Annotated in this window: 19 protein-coding genes; 13 read left to right on the top strand and 6 right to left on the bottom strand. The window is 68.5% G+C overall.

From position 1 onward, the window contains the following. The coding region (locus Q0937_RS16535; protein WP_299305910.1) for a transposase at positions 1-637 on the bottom strand (637 nt) is incomplete at its 3' end. A 132-nt stretch (positions 638-769) separates the two neighbouring features. On the opposite strand from Q0937_RS16535, the gene Q0937_RS16540 reads away from it, so the two are divergent. The 8 genes from Q0937_RS16540 (at position 770) to Q0937_RS16575 (ending at position 9,978) form a co-directional block, all read left to right on the top strand. Beyond that, the gene (locus tag Q0937_RS16540; protein ID WP_299305912.1) at positions 770-1,861 is read left to right on the top strand and encodes a hypothetical protein; all 1,092 of its coding nucleotides are present in this window, start codon (positions 770-772) and stop codon (positions 1,859-1,861) included. A 212-nt stretch (positions 1,862-2,073) separates the two neighbouring features. Next, positions 2,074-2,934 carry an AAA family ATPase gene (locus Q0937_RS16545; protein ID WP_299305914.1) on the top strand — a complete coding sequence of 287 codons (861 nt, stop codon included), beginning with the start codon at positions 2,074-2,076 and terminating at the stop codon, positions 2,932-2,934. Beyond that, positions 2,903-4,657 (top strand): TniQ family protein, encoded by a 1,755-nt coding sequence (locus tag Q0937_RS16550; RefSeq protein WP_299305916.1) that lies wholly within the window; start codon positions 2,903-2,905, stop codon positions 4,655-4,657. The genes Q0937_RS16545 and Q0937_RS16550 overlap by 32 nt, the downstream gene beginning before the upstream one ends. A gap of 447 nt (positions 4,658-5,104) precedes the next feature. Next, positions 5,105-6,349: an MFS transporter gene (locus Q0937_RS16555; RefSeq protein ID WP_299305917.1), complete on the top strand. Its 1,245-nt coding sequence runs from the start codon at positions 5,105-5,107 to the stop codon at positions 6,347-6,349. A gap of 228 nt (positions 6,350-6,577) precedes the next feature. Beyond that, positions 6,578-7,549 carry an alpha/beta hydrolase gene (locus tag Q0937_RS16560; RefSeq protein WP_299305919.1) on the top strand — a complete coding sequence of 324 codons (972 nt, stop codon included), beginning with the start codon at positions 6,578-6,580 and terminating at the stop codon, positions 7,547-7,549. Further along, positions 7,539-7,940 (top strand): MmcQ/YjbR family DNA-binding protein, encoded by a 402-nt coding sequence (locus tag Q0937_RS16565; protein ID WP_299305920.1) that lies wholly within the window; start codon positions 7,539-7,541, stop codon positions 7,938-7,940. The genes Q0937_RS16560 and Q0937_RS16565 overlap by 11 nt, the downstream gene beginning before the upstream one ends. Before the next feature lie 10 nt (positions 7,941-7,950). After that, positions 7,951-8,934, top strand: a complete 984-nt coding sequence (locus Q0937_RS16570; RefSeq protein WP_299305921.1) for an endonuclease/exonuclease/phosphatase family protein — start codon at positions 7,951-7,953, stop codon at positions 8,932-8,934. Between the two features lie 120 nt (positions 8,935-9,054). Next, entirely contained in the window at positions 9,055-9,978 is a 924-nt protein-coding gene (locus Q0937_RS16575) for a hypothetical protein (protein WP_299305922.1), read from the top strand. Between the two features lie 48 nt (positions 9,979-10,026). Here the strand turns inward: Q0937_RS16575 and Q0937_RS16580 are convergent, their stop codons facing one another. The 4 genes from Q0937_RS16580 to Q0937_RS16595 form a co-directional block, all read right to left on the bottom strand. Next, complete coding sequence (locus Q0937_RS16580; protein WP_299305924.1) at positions 10,027-10,731, bottom strand: DNA alkylation repair protein; 705 nt, start codon at positions 10,729-10,731, stop codon at positions 10,027-10,029. Next, positions 10,728-11,318 carry an AAA family ATPase gene (locus Q0937_RS16585; protein WP_299305926.1) on the bottom strand — a complete coding sequence of 197 codons (591 nt, stop codon included), beginning with the start codon at positions 11,316-11,318 and terminating at the stop codon, positions 10,728-10,730. The genes Q0937_RS16580 and Q0937_RS16585 overlap by 4 nt, the downstream gene beginning before the upstream one ends. 73 nt (positions 11,319-11,391) lie before the next feature. Further along, the gene (fmdA, locus tag Q0937_RS16590; protein WP_299305928.1) at positions 11,392-12,648 is read right to left on the bottom strand and encodes a formamidase; all 1,257 of its coding nucleotides are present in this window, start codon (positions 12,646-12,648) and stop codon (positions 11,392-11,394) included. Positions 12,649-12,706: 58 nt separating this feature from the next. Further along, positions 12,707-12,994 carry a zinc ribbon domain-containing protein gene (locus tag Q0937_RS16595; RefSeq protein ID WP_299305930.1) on the bottom strand — a complete coding sequence of 96 codons (288 nt, stop codon included), beginning with the start codon at positions 12,992-12,994 and terminating at the stop codon, positions 12,707-12,709. Between the two features lie 183 nt (positions 12,995-13,177). Here Q0937_RS16595 and Q0937_RS16600 point away from each other — a divergent pair, with 183 nt between their 5' ends. After that, on the top strand, positions 13,178-13,534 hold the full coding sequence (locus tag Q0937_RS16600; protein ID WP_299305932.1) for an HIT family protein: 357 nt from the start codon (positions 13,178-13,180) through the stop codon (positions 13,532-13,534). A gap of 21 nt (positions 13,535-13,555) precedes the next feature. On the opposite strand, the gene Q0937_RS16605 is transcribed toward Q0937_RS16600, so the two are convergent. Beyond that, positions 13,556-14,029: a GNAT family N-acetyltransferase gene (locus tag Q0937_RS16605; protein ID WP_299305934.1), complete on the bottom strand. Its 474-nt coding sequence runs from the start codon at positions 14,027-14,029 to the stop codon at positions 13,556-13,558. A 68-nt stretch (positions 14,030-14,097) separates the two neighbouring features. On the opposite strand from Q0937_RS16605, the gene Q0937_RS16610 reads away from it, so the two are divergent. The 4 genes from Q0937_RS16610 (at position 14,098) to prpB (ending at position 18,559) form a co-directional block, all read left to right on the top strand. Beyond that, positions 14,098-14,937, top strand: coding sequence for a spermidine synthase (locus tag Q0937_RS16610; protein WP_299305936.1), 840 nt, complete (start codon positions 14,098-14,100; stop codon positions 14,935-14,937). Positions 14,938-15,345: 408 nt separating this feature from the next. Continuing rightward, positions 15,346-16,098: a GntR family transcriptional regulator gene (locus tag Q0937_RS16615; RefSeq protein WP_299305938.1), complete on the top strand. Its 753-nt coding sequence runs from the start codon at positions 15,346-15,348 to the stop codon at positions 16,096-16,098. Beyond that, positions 16,095-17,612: an MmgE/PrpD family protein gene (locus tag Q0937_RS16620; protein WP_299305939.1), complete on the top strand. Its 1,518-nt coding sequence runs from the start codon at positions 16,095-16,097 to the stop codon at positions 17,610-17,612. Before Q0937_RS16615 ends, Q0937_RS16620 begins: the two co-directional genes overlap by 4 nt. Further along, the gene (gene prpB / locus Q0937_RS16625; RefSeq protein WP_299305941.1) at positions 17,612-18,559 is read left to right on the top strand and encodes a methylisocitrate lyase; all 948 of its coding nucleotides are present in this window, start codon (positions 17,612-17,614) and stop codon (positions 18,557-18,559) included. The genes Q0937_RS16620 and prpB overlap by 1 nt, the downstream gene beginning before the upstream one ends.

Raw genomic sequence — 18,559 nt, forward strand, 5'->3', positions numbered from 1 at the left:
CCTGCTTGCGGCCCTCCATATCCACGCCGACAGCCACGTGGCAGGCCTTGTTGGTCACGACCCCGCCGTCGCGGATCTTGAGCCAGATCGCGTCGATATAGACGATCGGGTAGACCGTTTCCAACGGGCGGGACTGCCACTGGGCGACCTCGTCAGCGACCACGTCGGTGACTCTGGAGATCGTCGCGGCGGAGACCTTCGAGCCGTAGATCTCCTCGAGGTGGGAGCCGATGTCGCGGGTAGTCATTCCGCGGGCATACAGCGAGAGAATCATGTCCTCGACCTTCCCCAGCCGGCGGGCCCGCTTCGGCACGATCACGGGCTCGAACGACCCGTTGCGGTCCCTGGGGACAGTGAGCTGCACCGGTCCCTGGAGGGTATGGACGGACTTGGTGGTCTTGCCATTGCGGGAGTTGCCCGTTCCGGCGCCGGCAGGGTCACCGGTCTCGTAGCCGAGGTGGTCGCTGATCTCGGTCTCCAGGGCTCGTTCCAGCACGGCCTGGGTCATCCGCGAGAGCAGCTCCTCGACCCCGTGGCGGCCCTCTCCGAGGTCCTCCGCAGCGTTGACGAGGGCGTCGATCTGGTCGGCGCTCAGCACCCCAGCAAGCGGGTTCTGGGCATCAGCAATATCGGTCATGTATTCGGTCCTATTCAGAGGCGAGCCAGCAGGTCACACCTCGGTTCGAGACCGGACCCTTACACAGCTAATGAAACACCCTCGCGTCCGATCTCTACCACCGCGCAGGACGTCGCGGCGGTAATGTTCCAGGTGGTCACCCCACAGACCTGGGGCCCGCCGTCCAGCGAAGAGGTTCCGGCGCCGTACGTCGGGGTGCCGGACTTTCTTCTGGCGCAGGAGACCGGTGCGTTGCCGGACACGATCGTGGTCGATCACGGGAAGGCCTATCTCTCTCAGCGCACCAGGGCGGTGTGCCATCGACTGGGGATCAACATCCAGCCCGCGATCCCCCACAAGCCGACGGACAAACCCACCATCGAGCGGTTCTTCCGTACCCTGCGCCAGCAGCTGCTCGAGCACCTGGCCGCCTACAAGGGCCCGGACATCTACTCCCGCGGCAAGAGCATCGAGGACCAGGCGTTCTACTACGTACCCGAGCTCGAGGCGATCCTCCGCGAATGGGTGGGGATCTACCACCACACCCCGCACCAGGGCCTGAGCGATCCGCTGCTGCCGAAAGTGGAGCTGTCCCCGGCGGAGATGTTCGCCCGCGGCATGGCCACCGCCGGGCTACTGCGACTGCCGGCCAGCGATGATCTGCGGATGGAGTTCCTGGATGTCGCCTGGCGCTCGATCCAGCACTACGGCGTCGAGATCGACGGCCGCCGTTATGACGGGCCCGGGCTCAACCTCCACCGCGGCACCCGGTCACCCTACGGAGGCGCGCACGCGAGCAAGTGGCCGATCATGATCGACCGCGACGACGTGCGCACCGTCTACTTCCAGGACCCCGACACCCGGACCTGGCACGACCTGGAGTGGGAACACGCCCCAGGCCTGGACGCCCCGCTGAGCGCCGAAGCCGCCGCCTACACCCGCAAGCTCAGCCAGAGCGCCGACCGGCACGTCGATGCCGGCGCCGCGCTCGACGACTTGCTGGACCGCTACAGCAAAGGCGCGGTCACCAACCGTCGCGAGAAGAACCTCGCCCGCCGCCTCGCCACCGTGTCCGGCACAGACCGCGCCGCGCCGGCTGCCGACGACCCGTCGGGAGTGATCGATCTGGTTGCCCGTCTCGAGCACCGCCGAAACAAGGCCCAGGTCACGGACGATCTCGACGTATTCGAACAGTTCTGGGCCGAGCATCCCGACCAGGGCGCGTTCGAGGTGTTCGACGAATGATCGGGCCCGGGAATCGGTGGGCGGTGTGACTGCGGGAGAACGAGCCGGCCCGGTACAACCTGGCGACCAAGCAGGGCTGGGACGCGTTCGTCCATGCCGCGCCACGCACGCCCCTGGAGCGACTGTTCCAAGCTGAGATCGGCCGGCTCGGCATCGCGGAGCGGGAGGACTACAACGACGCCCGCGCCGTCTGGAACGCGAACCCCACGACTGTGCATACCGCTCATCTCGCCCGTGCCTACGGCGTGATGGATCAGGTGATGGCCTCCAACCGGCGCGACAGTGACCGACTGCGCGGGGCGGTAGTGATCTATGCCGCCCCGGCACTGGGCAAGACCACCATCGCCACCCGCTACGCCCGCGACCTCCACCGCAAGATCCTGCGCCGGTACGGCCCGCGCACCCCGGAGGGTCAGCAGCGCCTGCCGGTGGTCTACCTGCCACTCAGCGCCGGCACCACGCTCAAGGGACTGAACCAGAAGTTGCTGCGGTTCTACGGGCACCCGGCCGCGACCCGATCCACCCGCGCCGAACTCGGATCGCTGGCCGTCGACTGCGTCCAGGCCTGCCGCACCCAGCTGATCATCATCGATGACCTGCACTTCATCGACTTCAAACACCGCCACGGCCACGAGGTCTCCAACCACCTCAAGGGCCTCGCCAACGAGATGCCCGTGACCTTCATGTACGTCGGGGTGCGGCTACGAGAGAAGAAGTTCTTCGACGAAGGCCTACTCGGCGAAGACGCCGTCTACGCCCAGACCTCCCGCCGCGCGACCCGCTGCGAGGTCGCACCGTTCACCCACGCCACCACCTCCGGGGCCCGGGCCTGGAGCGCGCTGCTGGCCGCCCTGGAAGCACACGTGATCCTCGCCGACGCCCACCCCGGAATGCTGACCGACCACGCGAAACTGCTGGCCATGCGCACCCAGGGCTGCATCGGCTCGCTGACGAACCTGCTGGACCGGGTCTGCCACCTGGCCATCGCAACCGGCACCGAGACCATCACCCGCGAGCTCATCACCCAGGTCACGATCGACAATGCAGCCGAACTCAGCGCCGGCACCGCCTGACCCACCCCCAGACTCGCGGCCGCGCCCGCGGTTAATCCCCGGCGGCTACGACCTCGACACTCCGCCCATCCACATCACCCCGCTCCCGGGAGAATCCGCGGTCTCATGGCTGCGCCGTGCCGCTGTGCGCTACCAGATCAGCCCCCGCAACGTCCTGCGCGCCGGCGGCGCCAGCCGACAGATCTCCTCCACCCGCGCCGCCACCACCCGGATCACCTCCCCCAGGAACGCCTTCACCACCCGGCTCGGCCTGTCCGCCGACGAACGCCGACTACTGCGAGACCCCACCCCGCTCGGACACGCCCTGGACTCTTACGCCCGCATCTACCAGCACCCCAACACCTCGACCACCGGAACATCCAGTCGCTTCTGTCCGACCTGCCTCGCCGTCGAGACACCCAGCTGGGACAAGGATTGGACGAACCCGCTGCTGGCCGTCTGCCCCAAACATGACCTGCTGCTGCTCGACCGCTGCCCCGCCTGCCAGGCCGTGCCCTACACCAGCCCCGCCTGGCTCAGCGAGCCGCTCAAGCTCTGGCGCTGCACCGCCCGCACCTCCGCGATGTCCGGGACCGGGCGCCGCGTGCGGCCCTGGTGCGGCCACGACCTACGCACCACACCTGCTGCGACCGCCACGAGCGAGCAGTCCCGGGCGCAACGGCTGCTCCTCGACCTCACGATTGATCCCGACGACCCCATCGATCTCTGCGGGATCACGATCACTCGCCAGATCGGGTTCGACGCCATGGTCGAACTCCTGACCGCAGCCCTCCACGATCGCGGCACCCGCTTCCTCGACCTGTCCGAACCCACCGGCGAGATCGCCTTGGGACTGGCCGACACCCTCCTCGTTCTCGAGACCACCGATCCCGGCGAAGCTGGGGACCGTCTCCAAGAACTGGTGCTGCCCACCGACCGCCAGGCCCCCATCACACTGAACGCGGCGACGAGCTCGGCGAAGAATCCACTGCTCGGGGCGCTGCAACTCGGCCGCCACCGCGAACACCTGACCGCGACCAGCCAACTCGCCTTCCGCACCGGCGCCACCCACCCTCGCTACCCGCTGCCAGCGAAGACACCACGCGCCTCCGTGCATCACCTGCTGCTGCCCGAACACACTTCGCCCGGGCTCCCGCTCCCCCTCACCCGCGTCCCCCAGGTGATCTGGCCCGGCACGCTACCCGGCCTCGATGACTCCGATCCGATCGTCCGCGCCGAAATCTCCCTGCTAATCGCCCACCTCGGCACTACCCGCCCCTGGTCCCACCTCACCCTCGACCTCGGTCTCCCCCGCACCTTCCACTCCGCCCTCGCCCGGCGCATCCGCACCCGACGCGCCCACGGCACCTGGCCGACCCTCCTGGCCCAGCTCGACGAGCTCCTCGAACATCTTCAGGCGCACCCGCCGTGGCCGAACTACCGCCACCGCCGCATCCTCGCCGACGACCTCCTTCTCCTCGAACGGGTCCTGGTCACGGCTGACCCCGACCAGCGACTGCCCGCCCTCGCGGTCCAGCGGCGCTTCTGGGAGCTCTTCACCGGCGGCGACGCACTCTTCGCACCAAACCCCCTCGCCATCCTCGCCGACCAGCACGCCCACTGGAGACAGGAACGCCACGAGCTCGACGACAAGCAGATGGAGCTCTTCGAGACAGCGTTTCAGATTCTCGACCGCTCCAGTCCTCTGCTGCTCGGTAGACCCCTGAGCTGGAAGCCACCTTGAAGCGGAGACTTCACCTACCAGCCCACCCCACCAGACGGGGCGATCATCACCCTCAACCCGCTCCCCCACGTCCTCGCCAACACCGTGCTTAGCCTTCTCGACCAGCAGCCCCGCGAAGGAGCCCGCGCTATCGCCGCGCGCACGTCCCTCACCCGGTCAACCGGACAGCCCGGAGCCCTCGACCCAGGCACCGCCGACCGCTGGGCAGGCCCGACGGCCACTCTCTACAACGATCTCAACAGCTTGACCCCGATCCCAGACCGCCCGACTCTGCCAGAACTGCCGTTCCAAAGCCGCTACAGCACCTGTTACCCAGGGGGTTTGCTCGCAGGGATCGATCTGTCCCCTGCGACTTTGCACGATCGACAGAAATCTCCCCGCAGTGCTCGACGGAGCGTGTAACCTCGACGAGGCCTGATCGGGGCGAACTTCAACGCGGGGAGTTTAGTGAGCGCACGAGCAACTTCAGGAGATGCGTTCAGCGATCCGGCCTTCCGCTGGCTCTGGGGTGCCACCATCCTGGCTCAGACCGGTTCCTCCCTGGGATCTGTGGCGATCCCACTGATCGCCATCAACGAGCTCGGGATGAATGAAGCGACCGTGGCGCTCCTGGCCACATCCAGTGCCGTCGTGCTCCTCGTCGCAGCCTTCCCCGCCGGTTATATCGCCGAGTTCCGCCGTAAGCGCCCCCTAATGATCGGTGCGGCCCTGGTCCGCGCCACGATGTTCACCGTGATCGCGATGCTGCTCCTGACGGGTAGCTTGCACGTCGCCTGGATGTTCGTCGCCCTGGGTCTGAACGCCGCGATGCAGATCCTGTTCAGCAGCGCCAGTTCGGCGCACACCAAGTCCCTTCTCGACCCCGAACACCGAGCGGACGCACTGGGCAAGCTGCAAGCTGCGAACTGGACGTCGCTGATCCTCGGCCCCGTCGTCGCAGGTTTAATCGCAGGGGTCTCGTCACCCGCAGTCCTTCTACTGGGCAATGCCGCGGCATTCATCCTGAGCGCGGCTCTCGTTCGTGGAATTCCACGTCCGGAAGGTCCCGCTCCAGCACGTGGTAAGAGCTCCCGCCGAGGTCGTGAAGCGATAGCCGGGGCGCACTTCCTTCTGCGCGAGCCGATGCTGCGCAGGCTGTTCCTGTCGTGGCTCATCTTCGCCGGCGCCGTGGCAGCGTTGACCCCCATCACTCAAGTCTTCTACATCCAGGACCTGCAGTTCACCGAGGTGCAGTACGGGCTGCTGATGGGCCTGCCCTCATTGGGCGGGCTCATCGGCGCCTGGGTGACCGGACGGATCGCTCGTCGCTGGCGGCTCGGCCCGACCGTCTGGTGGTCCAGCATTCTCCGTACTCCCTGGTATCTGCTCTATCCGCTTGCCCAGCCAGGAATCAGCGGATTTGTCATGCTCCTGCTCGCTTTCACCGGCGTGCTCTTCTTCTCCTCCATCACCAACTCGGCCATGGGAGCTTTACGAATGGAGCTCACCCCGGATCACCTCATGTCCCGAAGTAGCGCAGCCTGGGGCATCGCGACGATGGGCGCCGGCCCCGCCCTCATTCCCATACTCGGCTTCGTCATGCAGGCCACTAACGCGAGAACCGCGCTCTGGGCTATCTTCGCCCTCGTCACGGTCTCGCTTCTCGTATTACCGGTACGCCGACTGAACTCGGCGCAGGCGACGGAGCTCTGACCACACAGCAACATCTGGGACTGATGCGCCGATAAGTGCCACATGAGCTGTGGCGCTGAGGAATCTGACAACTTGGCGAGAGTTTGGGCAGCTTGCCAATGTCTCGCACCGCAGGTCACAGCGCCGCACTTCTGACAGATCGCGCGAGAACCTACAACTTCGCGCCTGCTTCCGTCACGCCTGCCGCACAACGCAGCGCGGTAGCGCCGCGGACAGTACGGTGACGACATGCTCTCCCCCGGCGTCGCCGACTATGCCGCCTTCCTCCCCGCGTCCTGGCGGGATCGCGTCGACCTGACGCCTGCGAGCACGTGGTGGAGCTGGCGCGGGCACGACGTCCATGTGCGGCGTCGCCGGAATCCCGATGCTCCCGTGCGGGTACTGCTCATCCATGGGGCCGGGGGCCACAGTGCGGCGCTCTGGCCGATCGCCTCACTCCTGCCCGAACACGACGTGGAGCTGGCCGCCGTGGACCTGCCACTCTATGGTGGGACGAGGTCACCGGATCCGAGCGCGGTCCGCTACCAGGACTGGGTCTCCCTGCTGTGCGACGTCGTCGCCTCCGAAAATGACGGTCGACCTCTCGTGCTGCTGGGAGCCAGCATCGGCGGCATGCTCGCCTATGAGGTCGCCGCCCGCACCGGCCGCGCCGCAGCAGTGGTCACCACGTCCCTGCTGGATCCGCGCGACCCCCGTGCGCGGGCCGTCATCACCCGTTTCGGCCCCCTCGGCGTGCTCGGTGGACCGCTGGCACGGCTTCTCCCCCAGCGCTTCGCCGGACGGCACATCCCGATGTCCTGGGTCGCCGCTCTGTCGAAGATGAGTCGCGACCCCGGTCTGTCGCGGCTGTGCGCCACCGACCCTCGGGGAGGAGGCGCGACGATCCCGCTCGGATTCCTCACGTCGTACCTCACCTACCGTCACACCCCGCCGGAGCGGATGACCACCCCGGTGACTCTCGCCCACCCGGCGAAGGACACCTGGACACCGGTGGAGATCAGCACACGCTGGCTCAGCCGGATCGCCGCACCGGCCGAACTCGTCATGCTGCGCGAATGCGGCCACTTCCCCCTCGAGGACCCCGGATTGCAGGACCTGGTCGGGGCTGTCAGCCGGGTGACCCGACGGGGACAGCCCGGCAGCAGGCGCGCAACCGAGACGGAGAACGGGACCGAGAAGGAGCAGCGCCTTGGACGGTGACGCCCTGCAGGAGATCGCCCGCACCCGCGCCGAGGAACTTCCCGCCGCTGTGGTGACGCACCCCTTCGGGCCCGAGTACGACGTGGCGAAGGTCGTCGGCAGGATGTTCCTGCTGCTCACCGAGGTGCGCGGGGAGCGGATCGTGGTCCTCAAGGCGGATCCTCGGGACTCCGAGGCGCTGCGGCAGGCCCACTCGGACATCACGCCGGGCTATCACATGAACAAGCGGCACTGGATCACCCTCGAACCAGGCGGGGAGCTCGATGCCGAGCTGGTCCGGGAGCTGGTGACCGAGTCGTATCTGCTCGTGGTGGAGGGCCTGCCGCGGGCCCGGCGCCCGGTGGATCCCGGGTCCTTCGGCGCACGTCCGGGCAGCACCCCGTCCCCGTAGACTCCGCCGCATGAGGCGTACGGGGGTATCGGTCCTGGGGTGGGTGCTGCTGGTGGCGGGGGTGCTCGCCTCGGCAGTGCTCCTGATCCTGCGGCTCGTCACCGAGCTGCACACCTGGCATCACCACGTCATCGCGATCTCGTCCTTCATGCCGCTGCTCTGGATCCCGGTGCTCGTCGGCTGCCTGGGGCTGCTGCTGGTGCTGCGGGCCCGGTGGCGGCTGCTCGGTGCCGCCGTCCTGATCGCCGCGATGACAGTCTTCGCCTGGCCGCTGCTGCCACAGGAGGAGAGGTCGGACATCCCCCTCGCAGTCGGCAGCACCCTCACGGTGCTCTCGCTGAATCTGCAGTTCGGTCGGGCCGACATCGACGAGGTCTCCGAGCTGATCACCGCCGACGTCGATGTGCTCGCGCTGCAGGAGTACACACCCGGGTTCGAGGAGGAGCTCGCGGCGGTCGGTGTGCTGGAGGAGTTCCCGCATCAGGTCGGCACGTCCGACACCGACGCGAGCGGCACGATGCTCCTGTCCCGCACGCCGGTCGAGCGCGTCGCCCGGGCCGAGGGCACGGCGTTCGAGAACCTGATCGCGACCACCACCGTCGAGGGCACGGACTGGCACCTCGGCGTGATCCACACGGCGCCGCCGCAGATGGGCACCGACGCCTGGGCTCACGACGGCGCGGCGGTCAAGGATCTCTCCGAGCCGTACCTCGGGGAGAACCTGCTGCTGGTCGGCGACTTCAACGCGATCGACCAGCACCACACGATGCGGGAGCTGACCGCCGACGGCGACCTGCACGACCTCGCAGCGAGGCGACAGGGCGAGGGAACGGGATGGCATCCCACCTGGCCCACGGGCACATGGATCCCGTCGTTCGCCCGCATCGATCACGCGCTGGTCTCCGGCGGGGTGCTCGGTGATGTGCCGCAGTACGAGACTGTCACCGGCAGCGACCACAAGGCACTTCTCGTGGAGGTCCTCGAGGTCGTCTAGGTTGTCGGGGTCGCTGCAGCTCCGGGCGAGGCGCTCGTCTATCTTCCTGCAGCATCTTCTTCACGGGCGGTCCGGACCACGGATGATGGAAGTTCCGGGCTCGCGATCTAGGCTCGGGGCGTGAGTGCCTCCGATCCCGTCCTGCATGCCATCGAGAAGCCCACCGCTCGCGCCGACGCGCTGCACTTCCTGCGCAGATACCGGCCCGAGTCCTTCACGCTCCTGGACGCGCAGACCGAGGATGCGGCGGCGGACCGATTCCTCGCCCTGCGTACGCTGCCCTACTGGGACCAGGACGCCGACGCCCATGAGTCCCGGCGCAAGCGCTTCAACGAGGCGGAGAAGACCCAGAGCATTCCTGGCCTCCGCGCGTCCCTCGCCGTGTCGACCGCGCTGTTCCTGCTCGTCCTCGCAGGGGCCGGTGCTTTTCTTGTCCGGGCGTGGACCGCTTTCGGGTCGGCGAACGAACTGTCGCTGTTCGCCCCCGAGAGGTTCGGTGTCCTGCCCGCCATCGAGCTCCTGCTGCTGGCGCCGACGGCGCTGGTGCCGCTGTATCTGTTGTTCATCGTCTCGGTGCACTGGCGGGCGAGGACGCACGGCCGGGCCGTGCTGCGCATCGCCCAGGAGGAGGGAGTCGCGCTGCGCTCCGGCATACCGGTCCGCTCACCCCTGTACGGCATCTGGTCGAGCTGGTGGTTCCTGGGAGCATGCCTGAAGTGGGCGCTGTGCGGGTACTTCACCGTGGCGGTCCTCGCGTCGTGGTCGGACGTGAAGGAGGCCGTGCCCGTCGTGATCGCCTACGCGATCCCGGTGGCGCTGATCCTGGTGCCGGTGCACCTGCGCACCAGGGTGTGGAAGCGAAGGAACGACCTGCTCGATGCCCAGCTGTATCGGGACAAGGACGGCGCGCTCAGCCGTGAAGGCCTCGTGCTCGACGAGCCGTGGGAGGAGGTCGAGGAGGCTGAGTGGACCTCGCGGAGCGAGGACCTCGGTGAGACCTCATGGCGGACCGATTTCCCTTCCTCCGGGCCGTCCTCGCGCTGACCGCAGCGGCAGTGCCCGCATCGGACCGAGGCAGCGGTGACAGCCCGCTCAGCCGGCCTCTGCGCGGCGCACCATCTCGTCGATCCAGACGGGCGCGTATGGGGAGGTGCAGTTCGGGGGCGTCGGGTAGCCCTTGAGCACCTCCAGACGTTCCCCGATGCCGCGGGCGCGCTCGCGCAGCGCGGGGTTGGTGATCCCGATCTGGGCGAGGGTGTCGTTCATCGCCCACTGCAGCGGGTCCGGGGCCGCTTTCATCTCGGCCTCGATCTGCTCCAGCAGCGCGACCTGGTCGATGCCCTCGGGCTTCTTCAGCACGCGCTCGCTGGTCAGCACCCAGCCAGCGCTCGCGACCGCGGGATCCGCGTCATCGAACCAGGCCACTCGCAGAGCCTCCTTGTGACGGGACTTCTTCACGAGGTTGCTCAGCAGCCAGTCGCGGACCTTCGGCGTCCCGGCGCCGCGCAGCATCTGGTCGAGCTCGTCCTGGCTGTACTGGGACGGACGGGACAGGAGGATCGCGAGCAGCTTCGGAGCCGAATCCTCGGCCGGTTCCCGCCACAGCGCACGGGCGAGATCGGGCCGGGCCTTCAGCCGCTTCGCGATCGCGCGGAGCTTGCCGAGATTCACGGCATGGTCATCGCCGCGGCGGCGGTTGACCTCGAGGGCCCGGGGATCGGCGAGCGCGGTCAGCTCCTCGCGCAGCGCCGTGATCTCGGCGGCGAGGTCCGCGTTCTCTTCGGTCGTGCTCGTCATGTCGCATCCTCTCCAGGGGGTCCAGGTTCCAGGGTATGCGTCAGGAGCGCGCTGAGTTCGTCGACGATCCTGTCGATCGGGCGCGCGGCGTCGATCCGCCGGAAACCTGGCCGGGCCGTGAGCACCTGGTCGATCGAGGCGACGAGTGCGGGGGCGTCCTCGGGGCCGACGAAACGATCGTTGGCGGCCTGCTCGGGCCTGTCGGGTGCGTGCCTGCGTGCCGTGAGCCGCTGCGCGAGCGCTTCGGCATCGAGCAGCAGCACGGCCTCGACGAAGCGGGCGCTGCAGTGCGCGGCAAGGTCCTCGAGCTGCTGGGCGAAGGCGGGGCGGGCGAGGTACTGACCGATCACCACGTCGTGACCGTCCTCCAGGTGCCGCCGCGCGAGGGCGAGGGCGAGGCGTCGAGCCTGCAGCCCGGAGGCCTGCAGGTCCCGGTCCCAGCCGCCGAGGGAGTGCTTGAGCGCATCGATCTCGAGCGCGAGAGCGAGCGGCCGCTGTGCGACCAACCGGGCCGCGACCGTGGACTTGCCGCTGCCGGGGGCTCCGTTGAGCAGGAGCAGGACGGGATCTGCAGCCATCTCGCTCATGGCGATCCTCCTCGGTCAGGGTGAGGCCCCGCGACGCCGTGCGTCGCGGGGCCGAGGGCCGAGCCCGTTCAGCTCATCCCACACTCGCGCGCGGCGCGCCGATCCCCGGATCGATCTTCGGCATGTCGCCCGCACCAGGGCGGATGTCGATGTCGAAGATGTCCAGCGGCAGGTACACCGTGGCGCAGGCGTTCGGAATGTCGACCACTCCCGAGAATCGGCCCTCGATGGGCGCCGCCCCGAGCAGCAGGTAGGCCTGCTCCTTCGACCAGCCGAAGGTCGAGAGATAGTCGATCGCGTGCAGGCAGGCCCGTTGGTAGGCGAGGTGCGAATCGAGATAGCGCTGCTCACCGTCGAGGGTCACCGAGGTGCCCGAGAAAGAGAGCCACCGGCTGTGCTGCGGCGCGGTGTCACCGGGCATGAAGATCGCGTTCTCGGAGACGTTGTACTTCTCCATCCCGCCCTTGATGACATCGACATGGAGGTCGAGGAAGCCGCCCATCTCGATGCCGCCGCAGAAGGTGATCTCGCCGTCCCCCTGGGAGAAGTGCAGATCGCCCACGGAGAAGTTCGCCCCGTCCACGAACACCGGATAGAAGATCCGGGTGCCCTTGGTGAGGTTCTTGATGTCCTGGTTGCCGCCGTTCTCGCGCGGCGGGGCGGTGCGGGCTCCCTCCCCCGCCACTCGGTCACGGTCGGCCTCGCCCACCCCGCCGAGGATCGCGCCGTGCGGCTCCGGCGGCAGGGCGAGGGCGGGGACACGATCCGGTTCGGTGGCGATCAGGGCCCCTTCGCGGATGTTCCAGGCCTTCAGCAGCTCGGGCGAGGGGGCGGTGCCCATCAGACCGGGGTGGATCATCCCGGTGAACTCGACCCCGGGCACATGGCGGGAGGTGGTCCGATCACCGCGGAAGTCCCAGACGGCCTTGTAGGCGTCGGGGAACTCATCGGTGAGGAAGCTGCCGCCGTTGCGCTTGGCGAAGATGCCGGTGTAGCCCCAGCCCTGACCGGCCAGGGGGCCGGAGTCCTCCTGAGGGATGGGGCCGACGTCGAGGATGTCGACGACCAGCAGGTCGCCGGGCTTGGCGCCCTCGATGCGGAACGGCCCGGACAGGGTGTGGACGGTGTGCAGGGGCGCCGAGGCGATGTCCTCGGCGGAGTCGTCGTTCTTGATGTAGCCGTCGAACCACTCGCGGCAGTCGACGCGGAAGACATCCCCGGGGTTGACGCTGACAGCCGGTGGGATGTCCGGATGCCAGCGATTGTGGCCGAGGATCTTCTGCTCGGTGAAGGGCTTCGCGGAGTCGAGAGGGAACACGTTCTGGGGCATGCTTCTCCTTCCACAGCGACGGGCCCTCTGCATGGACCCGCCAGGTCCAGTGCCGGTCTCAGGGACGCGGCAGCCGCGCGTGGCGCGGGTCCAGGGTGGTGCGGGCTCCCGGGGTGCGCCGGGCGCCGGGGACCCGGTCGACGACGGCGGGCTCGTGGGCGCTCGCGGCGGTGCTCTCCAGCAGCTTCGCGGCCGCGGAGCCGAGGGTGCCGAGCCGAGGGGCGCTGATCCGGCGGCGCGCGGAGGCTCCGCAGCGGGGACAGGTGAGGTCCTGGTCGCGGGTGCTCATCGGCACGGAGCGCTCGTACTCATGGTCGCTCTCACAGCGGAACTCGTAGATCGGCACAGAAGCCTCCTCGCCTGCATCATGCCGTCGGGATGTGCCCACCCTAGGCTCCGGCGTCGTGGGGCACGCCGGTTCTGCGAATATCCCCCCGACCGGACCCTCACTCGGATCCCTGGCGCCGCAGCGGGGCGCAGCGTTCAGGTCGCGAGGCGGCGAACATGACGCGGTGAACATACTGGGCCCATGGAGCCACCGACCCCGCCGCCCGCGTACACCGGCAGTGACTTCTATTGCGACGTCGCGATCCCGGATCCCGGTGCGCTCGAGGTGATCCATCTCGATGAGCGCGTTCCCGCCTTCCACCACACCCGCCCGTACTGGCAGGTGCACGTGGTGGTGGTGCCGGGGCGGCACATCGCCTCGTTCACCACGGCGGGCGCGGCCGATGAGGACGATCTGCGAGCCCTGCTCCGGGTGGTCCAGCAGGTGGCGCGCGAGGTGGAACGCGAGCATGGGGCCGCCGCGGTCCTCACGAATCTCGGCAGCTATCAGGATTCGAAGCATCTCCACGTGCACGTGCACTCGGGGCCGCGTCGCTGACCCGCGGCAGGTCCGACGGCGTCACAGGGGCAGCTTGTAGCCCATATGGCTCGGCACGTACCCGAGCCGGTCGTAGAAGCGGTGGGCGTCGGTGCGGGCGGCATCCGTGGTCAGCTGCGCGAGCCGCGCCCCCTGCTCACGACCCCATCGGTGTGCCCAGCCGAACAGGGCGGTGCCGAGCCCGCTTCCCCGCGTCGATGCGGCGACCCTGACCGCCTCGATCTGCAGCCGGATGGCTCCGCCGCGCGATAGCGAAGGGATCAGCGTCAGCTGCATTGTCGCGACGATGGTGCCGGCGTCATCCCTCACAGCGAGCAGGAGCTGGTTCTCGTCACCGTCGATACGCGCGAAGGCCCGCTCATAGGGTCCGAGTGCTGCGCTCTCCCGCTCCCGGCCGAGCATGTCGTCCGCCAGCAGCGCGACCAGCTCCGGCAGCTCGGCACCGGTCGCACGGGTGAGATGGAAGGAGCGGTCGCCGAGTTCGAGGGTGTGCATGGCTCCATTGTCGGGGCAGCACGAAGAAGGCTGGGGAGGGAGCCCGCCGCATCACGGACAATGGCTCCATGACCACCAGTGATTTTCTTCCCGGCGCGCAGCGCAGTGCCCAGCTGAGCTTCTCCGATCAGCCGGCGTGGATCGTCAAGGACGAGGTCTCCGGCGGTTGGGCGCTGCAGATCGGCGGGGTGGAGCAGTCCCATGTCGACCTCGAGGATCCGACGCACATCGTGCACGAGTACCTGCGGCGGATGGCCAATGTGCTCGACGAGGCGTGGCCGTGGCGGAAGCCGCTGCGGGTGGCGCACCTCGGTGGCGGGGCGCTGACGCTGGTGCGCTATGTGCAGGCCACCCGTCCCGGATCCGCGCAGCTCGTGATCGAGATCGAGCGGGAGCTGCCCACGCTCGTCACCACTGCCCTGCCACTGCCGGAGGGAACTGATCTCGAAGTCGTGATCGGTGACGCCCGCGAACAGCTCGCCCTGATGGAAGGGCGTCGCTTCGACGCGATCGTGCTGGATGTGTTCTCCGGCGAGGAGTCCCCCGAGCATCTGGCCACGAAGGACTTCTACCTCGAGGCTCTCTCGCACCTCGAGGCGGATGGCCTGCTGCTGGTCAATGTCGGCGACGATGCCGGCCAACGGTTCCTCGCCGCCCAGGTGCGTGAACTCGAGGACGCCTCCGCCGACGCCGGTCTCTCGGGAGTGTGGACCTTGACCCACGCCTCGCTGCTGAGCACTCCGGCCGACGGGAACATGGTGCTGCTGACCGGCGGCGCGCTCGCCTCGCCGGAAGTCGCCCAGTGGCGTTCAGCCTGGCTGAAGTCCGGACCGCACCCTGCCGCAGTGCTCGATCCCGGCGAGACCGTCGAGGCCTTCGGACTCCGCGGTCATCCACAATCTCGGTGACTTGATGGCGATCCTGAGCGCTCCTGAGTAGCGCCACCACCTTCTCCGGGCAGTTCTCCGTCAACGGCGGTGAATGGCAGGACATCGACGGCACCATCGAGATCGCCTCGAACCCGGTACCCATCTATTCCAAATCCCTCGAATCCCGTCTCGTCAATGGTGGCGTCCCCGTCGAGGACGACGAAGACCCCTGGATCCCCGAACGCAGCCCAAACACCGAAGGTCCCAAGGATCCCGGCGCCACTCACCGCAAGCTCTGACGGCCCCCAGACAGCAAGCCGGCGCGCTCCCGTGCGCGCTGTGACCTTCCTGGATCACCCTGCGCCCCTGTATACACCGGCACGAGCGAAGCGGAGAATTGGCCCCGATCCAGCCGAAAAGCACGTGTCTCTGTATACACTTGGCGGTATGCGTGCCAGCGATCGGGCCTACCGAGCCCTCCGTGGAGAGATCATCGACGGCGCCCTCACGCCAGGCACGGTCCTCGGTGAAGTGGAGCAGTCCGTACGCCTGGGCCTGTCTCGCACTCCATTGCGGGAGGCTCTCTCGAGGCTCGTCGCCGATGGGCTGGCGGCACCAGCGACCGGGCGTGGGGTTGTCGTCACCGCGGTCTCACTCGCCGAAGCCCCGAAGTTGTTCGATCTGCGCATCGCCTTGGAGACCCTCGCCAGCCGGCGCGCCGCAGAGCACACCGCCCACCCCGCCGACGGCCCCGCACTGCGCGAGACTTTCCGCAGCCTCGCAGGCCGCTTCGACCTAGCCACCGTGGAATTTGCCGCCGGCACCGACCCCACCGGCTACTACGCCCTGACCGCCGAGCTCGACGCCGAGCTCGACAGCGCCACCGGCAACTCCTACCTGGCCGAATCCCTGCGCGGACTGCGCCTGCATCTGGGACGCTTGCGCCGCCTGGCCCGCAACTCCCCCACCAGGCTCGCCGCCTCCTCTCGGGAGCATGCCGCGATCGCTCATGCCATCGCCGCCGGGAATCCGGAGCTCGCCGCGGCCGCCACCGTCATCCATCTCCACCACGCCCTCGCCCACCTGCACGGTGACCGCCCAGAGTCCGAAGTCCGCACCGCCGACACCGCCGACACCGCCGACACCATCAACACTGACACCACCGACCCCACCTCGACCTCCCAGGAGAGATCTGCATGAGAGACCACGCCGTCCGCGTCCACCGCTCCGACGAGAACCTGCCCCGTGAGGACCAGCTGGCCTGGAAGATGGCGGAGGTCGCCGTCGACCCGGTCGAGGTCGACACCGACGTCGAGGAGATGATCATCAACCGGATCATCGACAACGCCTCGGTCGCCATCGCCTCCCTGAACCGGGCACCGATCGTCTCCGCGCGCAGCCAGGCGCTCAGCCACCCGGTCTCCACCGGCGGTTCAGGTGCGAGCATCTTCGGCATCGCCCGGCCCACTTCTCCCGAGTGGGCCGCCTGGGCGAACGGCGTCGCCGTGCGCGAGCTCGACTACCACGACACCTTCCTCGCCGCGGACTACTCCCACCCCGGGGACAACATCCCGCCGATCCTCGCCGTCGCCGAGCACACCGGCCGCTCCGGCCGGGATCTGATCCGCGGCATCGCCACGGGCTATGAGCTGCAGGTCGACCTGGTGCGGGCGATCTGCCTGCACAAGCACAAGATCGACCATGTCGCGCACCTCGGCCCGTCGGCCGCCGCCGGGATCGGGACCCTGCTGGGGCTGGACACCGAGACCGTGTTCCAGGCCATCGGCCAGGCCCTGCACACCACCACCGCGACCCGTCAGTCCCGCAAGGGCGAGATCTCCACGTGGAAGGCCCACGCCCCCGCCTTCGCCGGGAAGCTCGCCGTCGAGGCGGCGGACCGCTCGATGCGCGGCCAGACCTCCCCCGTCCCGATCTACGAGGGCGAGGACGGAGTGATCGCCTGGCTGCTGGACGGCCCTGAAGCCCGCTACACGGTGCCGCTGCCGGAGGCCGGCGAGGCCAAGCGCTCCATCCTGGACACCTACACCAAGGAGCACTCGGCGGAGTACCAGGCGCAGGCCTGGATCGACCTGGCCCGCAGGCTCCACCGCGAGCATCCCGAGACCACCGATCCCGGGAACGTCGCCTCGATCCTGATCCGCACCTCTCACCACACCCACTACGTGATCGGCTCCGGCGCGAACGATCCGCAGAAGTACGATCCGACGGCGTCGCGGGAGACCCTCGACCACTCGATCCCCTACATCTTCACCGTCGCCCTGCAGGACGGCGCGTGGCATCACGTGGATTCCTACGCCCCCGAGCGCGCCACCCGTCCCGACACCGTGGCGCTCTGGCACAAGGTCACCACCGAGGAGGATGCGGAGTGGACCCGCCGGTACCACTCGCTGGACCTGACCGAGAAGGCCTTCGGCGGCGCCGTGGTCATCACCCTCAGCGACGGCACCGTGATCGAGGATCAGATCGCCGTCGCCGACGCCCACCCCCAGGGAGCCCGGCCCTTCGCTCGTGAGCAGTACATCGGCAAGTTCCGCACCCTCGCCGAAGGCCTGGTCGAGCCGGCCGAGATCGAGCGTTTCCTCGACGCCGCAGCGAACCTCGCCCAGCTGCCCGCCGGGGAGCTGGGTCGACTGAACATCCGGGCCGCCCCCGGCATGATCGAGGCGTCGGCCGGACCGAAGGGACTGTTCTGATGCTGTCCTCCACCAGGACCCCCGCGCAGAAGCGGCAGGACCTGCGCGCCCTGCTGACGCCCGGCGCGGCGCAGCCCTTCCCCGGGGCGTTCACGCCGCTGTCGGCGAAGCTCATCCAGGAGAAGGGCTTCCCCGGGGTGTACATCTCGGGGGCGGTGATCGCCAACGAGCTGGGTCTGCCGGACGTGGGCCTGACGACCCTGAGCGAGGTCGCGTCCCGCGGCGCGCAGATCGCCCGCTCCACGGACCTGCCCTGTCTGATCGATGCCGACACCGGCTTCGGAGAGCCGATGAACGTGGCCCGCACGATCCAGGAGCTCGAGGACGCCGGGCTCGCCGGCTGCCACATCGAGGACCAGGTCAACCCCAAACGCTGCGGCCACCTCGACGGCAAGGCCATGGTGGACCTGGAGACCGCGACCCAGCGGATCCGCGCCGCAGCGGACGGCCGCCGAGATCCGAACTTCCTGGTCATGGCCCGCACCGATCTGCGCGCGACGGGCGGGCTCGACGCCGCGATCGGCCGGATGAAGGCCCTGGTCGATGCCGGGGCGGAGGCGATCTTCCCGGAGGCGCTGAAGGATCTGGGCGAGTTCGAGCAGGTCTGTGCGGCGCTCGATGTTCCGGTGCTCGCGAATATGACCGAGTTCGGGAAGTCCGAGCTGTTCACCCGCGAGCAGCTCGCCGCGACCGGGGTCGCGATGGTGATCTACCCCGTCACGCTGCTGCGCGCCGCGATGGGTGCAGCCGAGCGGGTGCTGGAGTCGATCCTCGCCGAGGGCACCCAGCAGTCACGCGTTCCCGAGATGCTCACTCGCGCCAGGCTCTACGAACTGGTGGACTATGAGGGGTACAACCGTTTCGACGCCTCGGTGTTCGACTTCGAGGTCCCTGCCGCCCATCGCACGTCCACCACCCCAGACACCGTCGTCGATCCCCAGGAGTGA

It is taken from the genome of uncultured Brachybacterium sp., assembly GCF_947500705.1.
Classification (GTDB): domain Bacteria; phylum Actinomycetota; class Actinomycetes; order Actinomycetales; family Dermabacteraceae; genus Brachybacterium.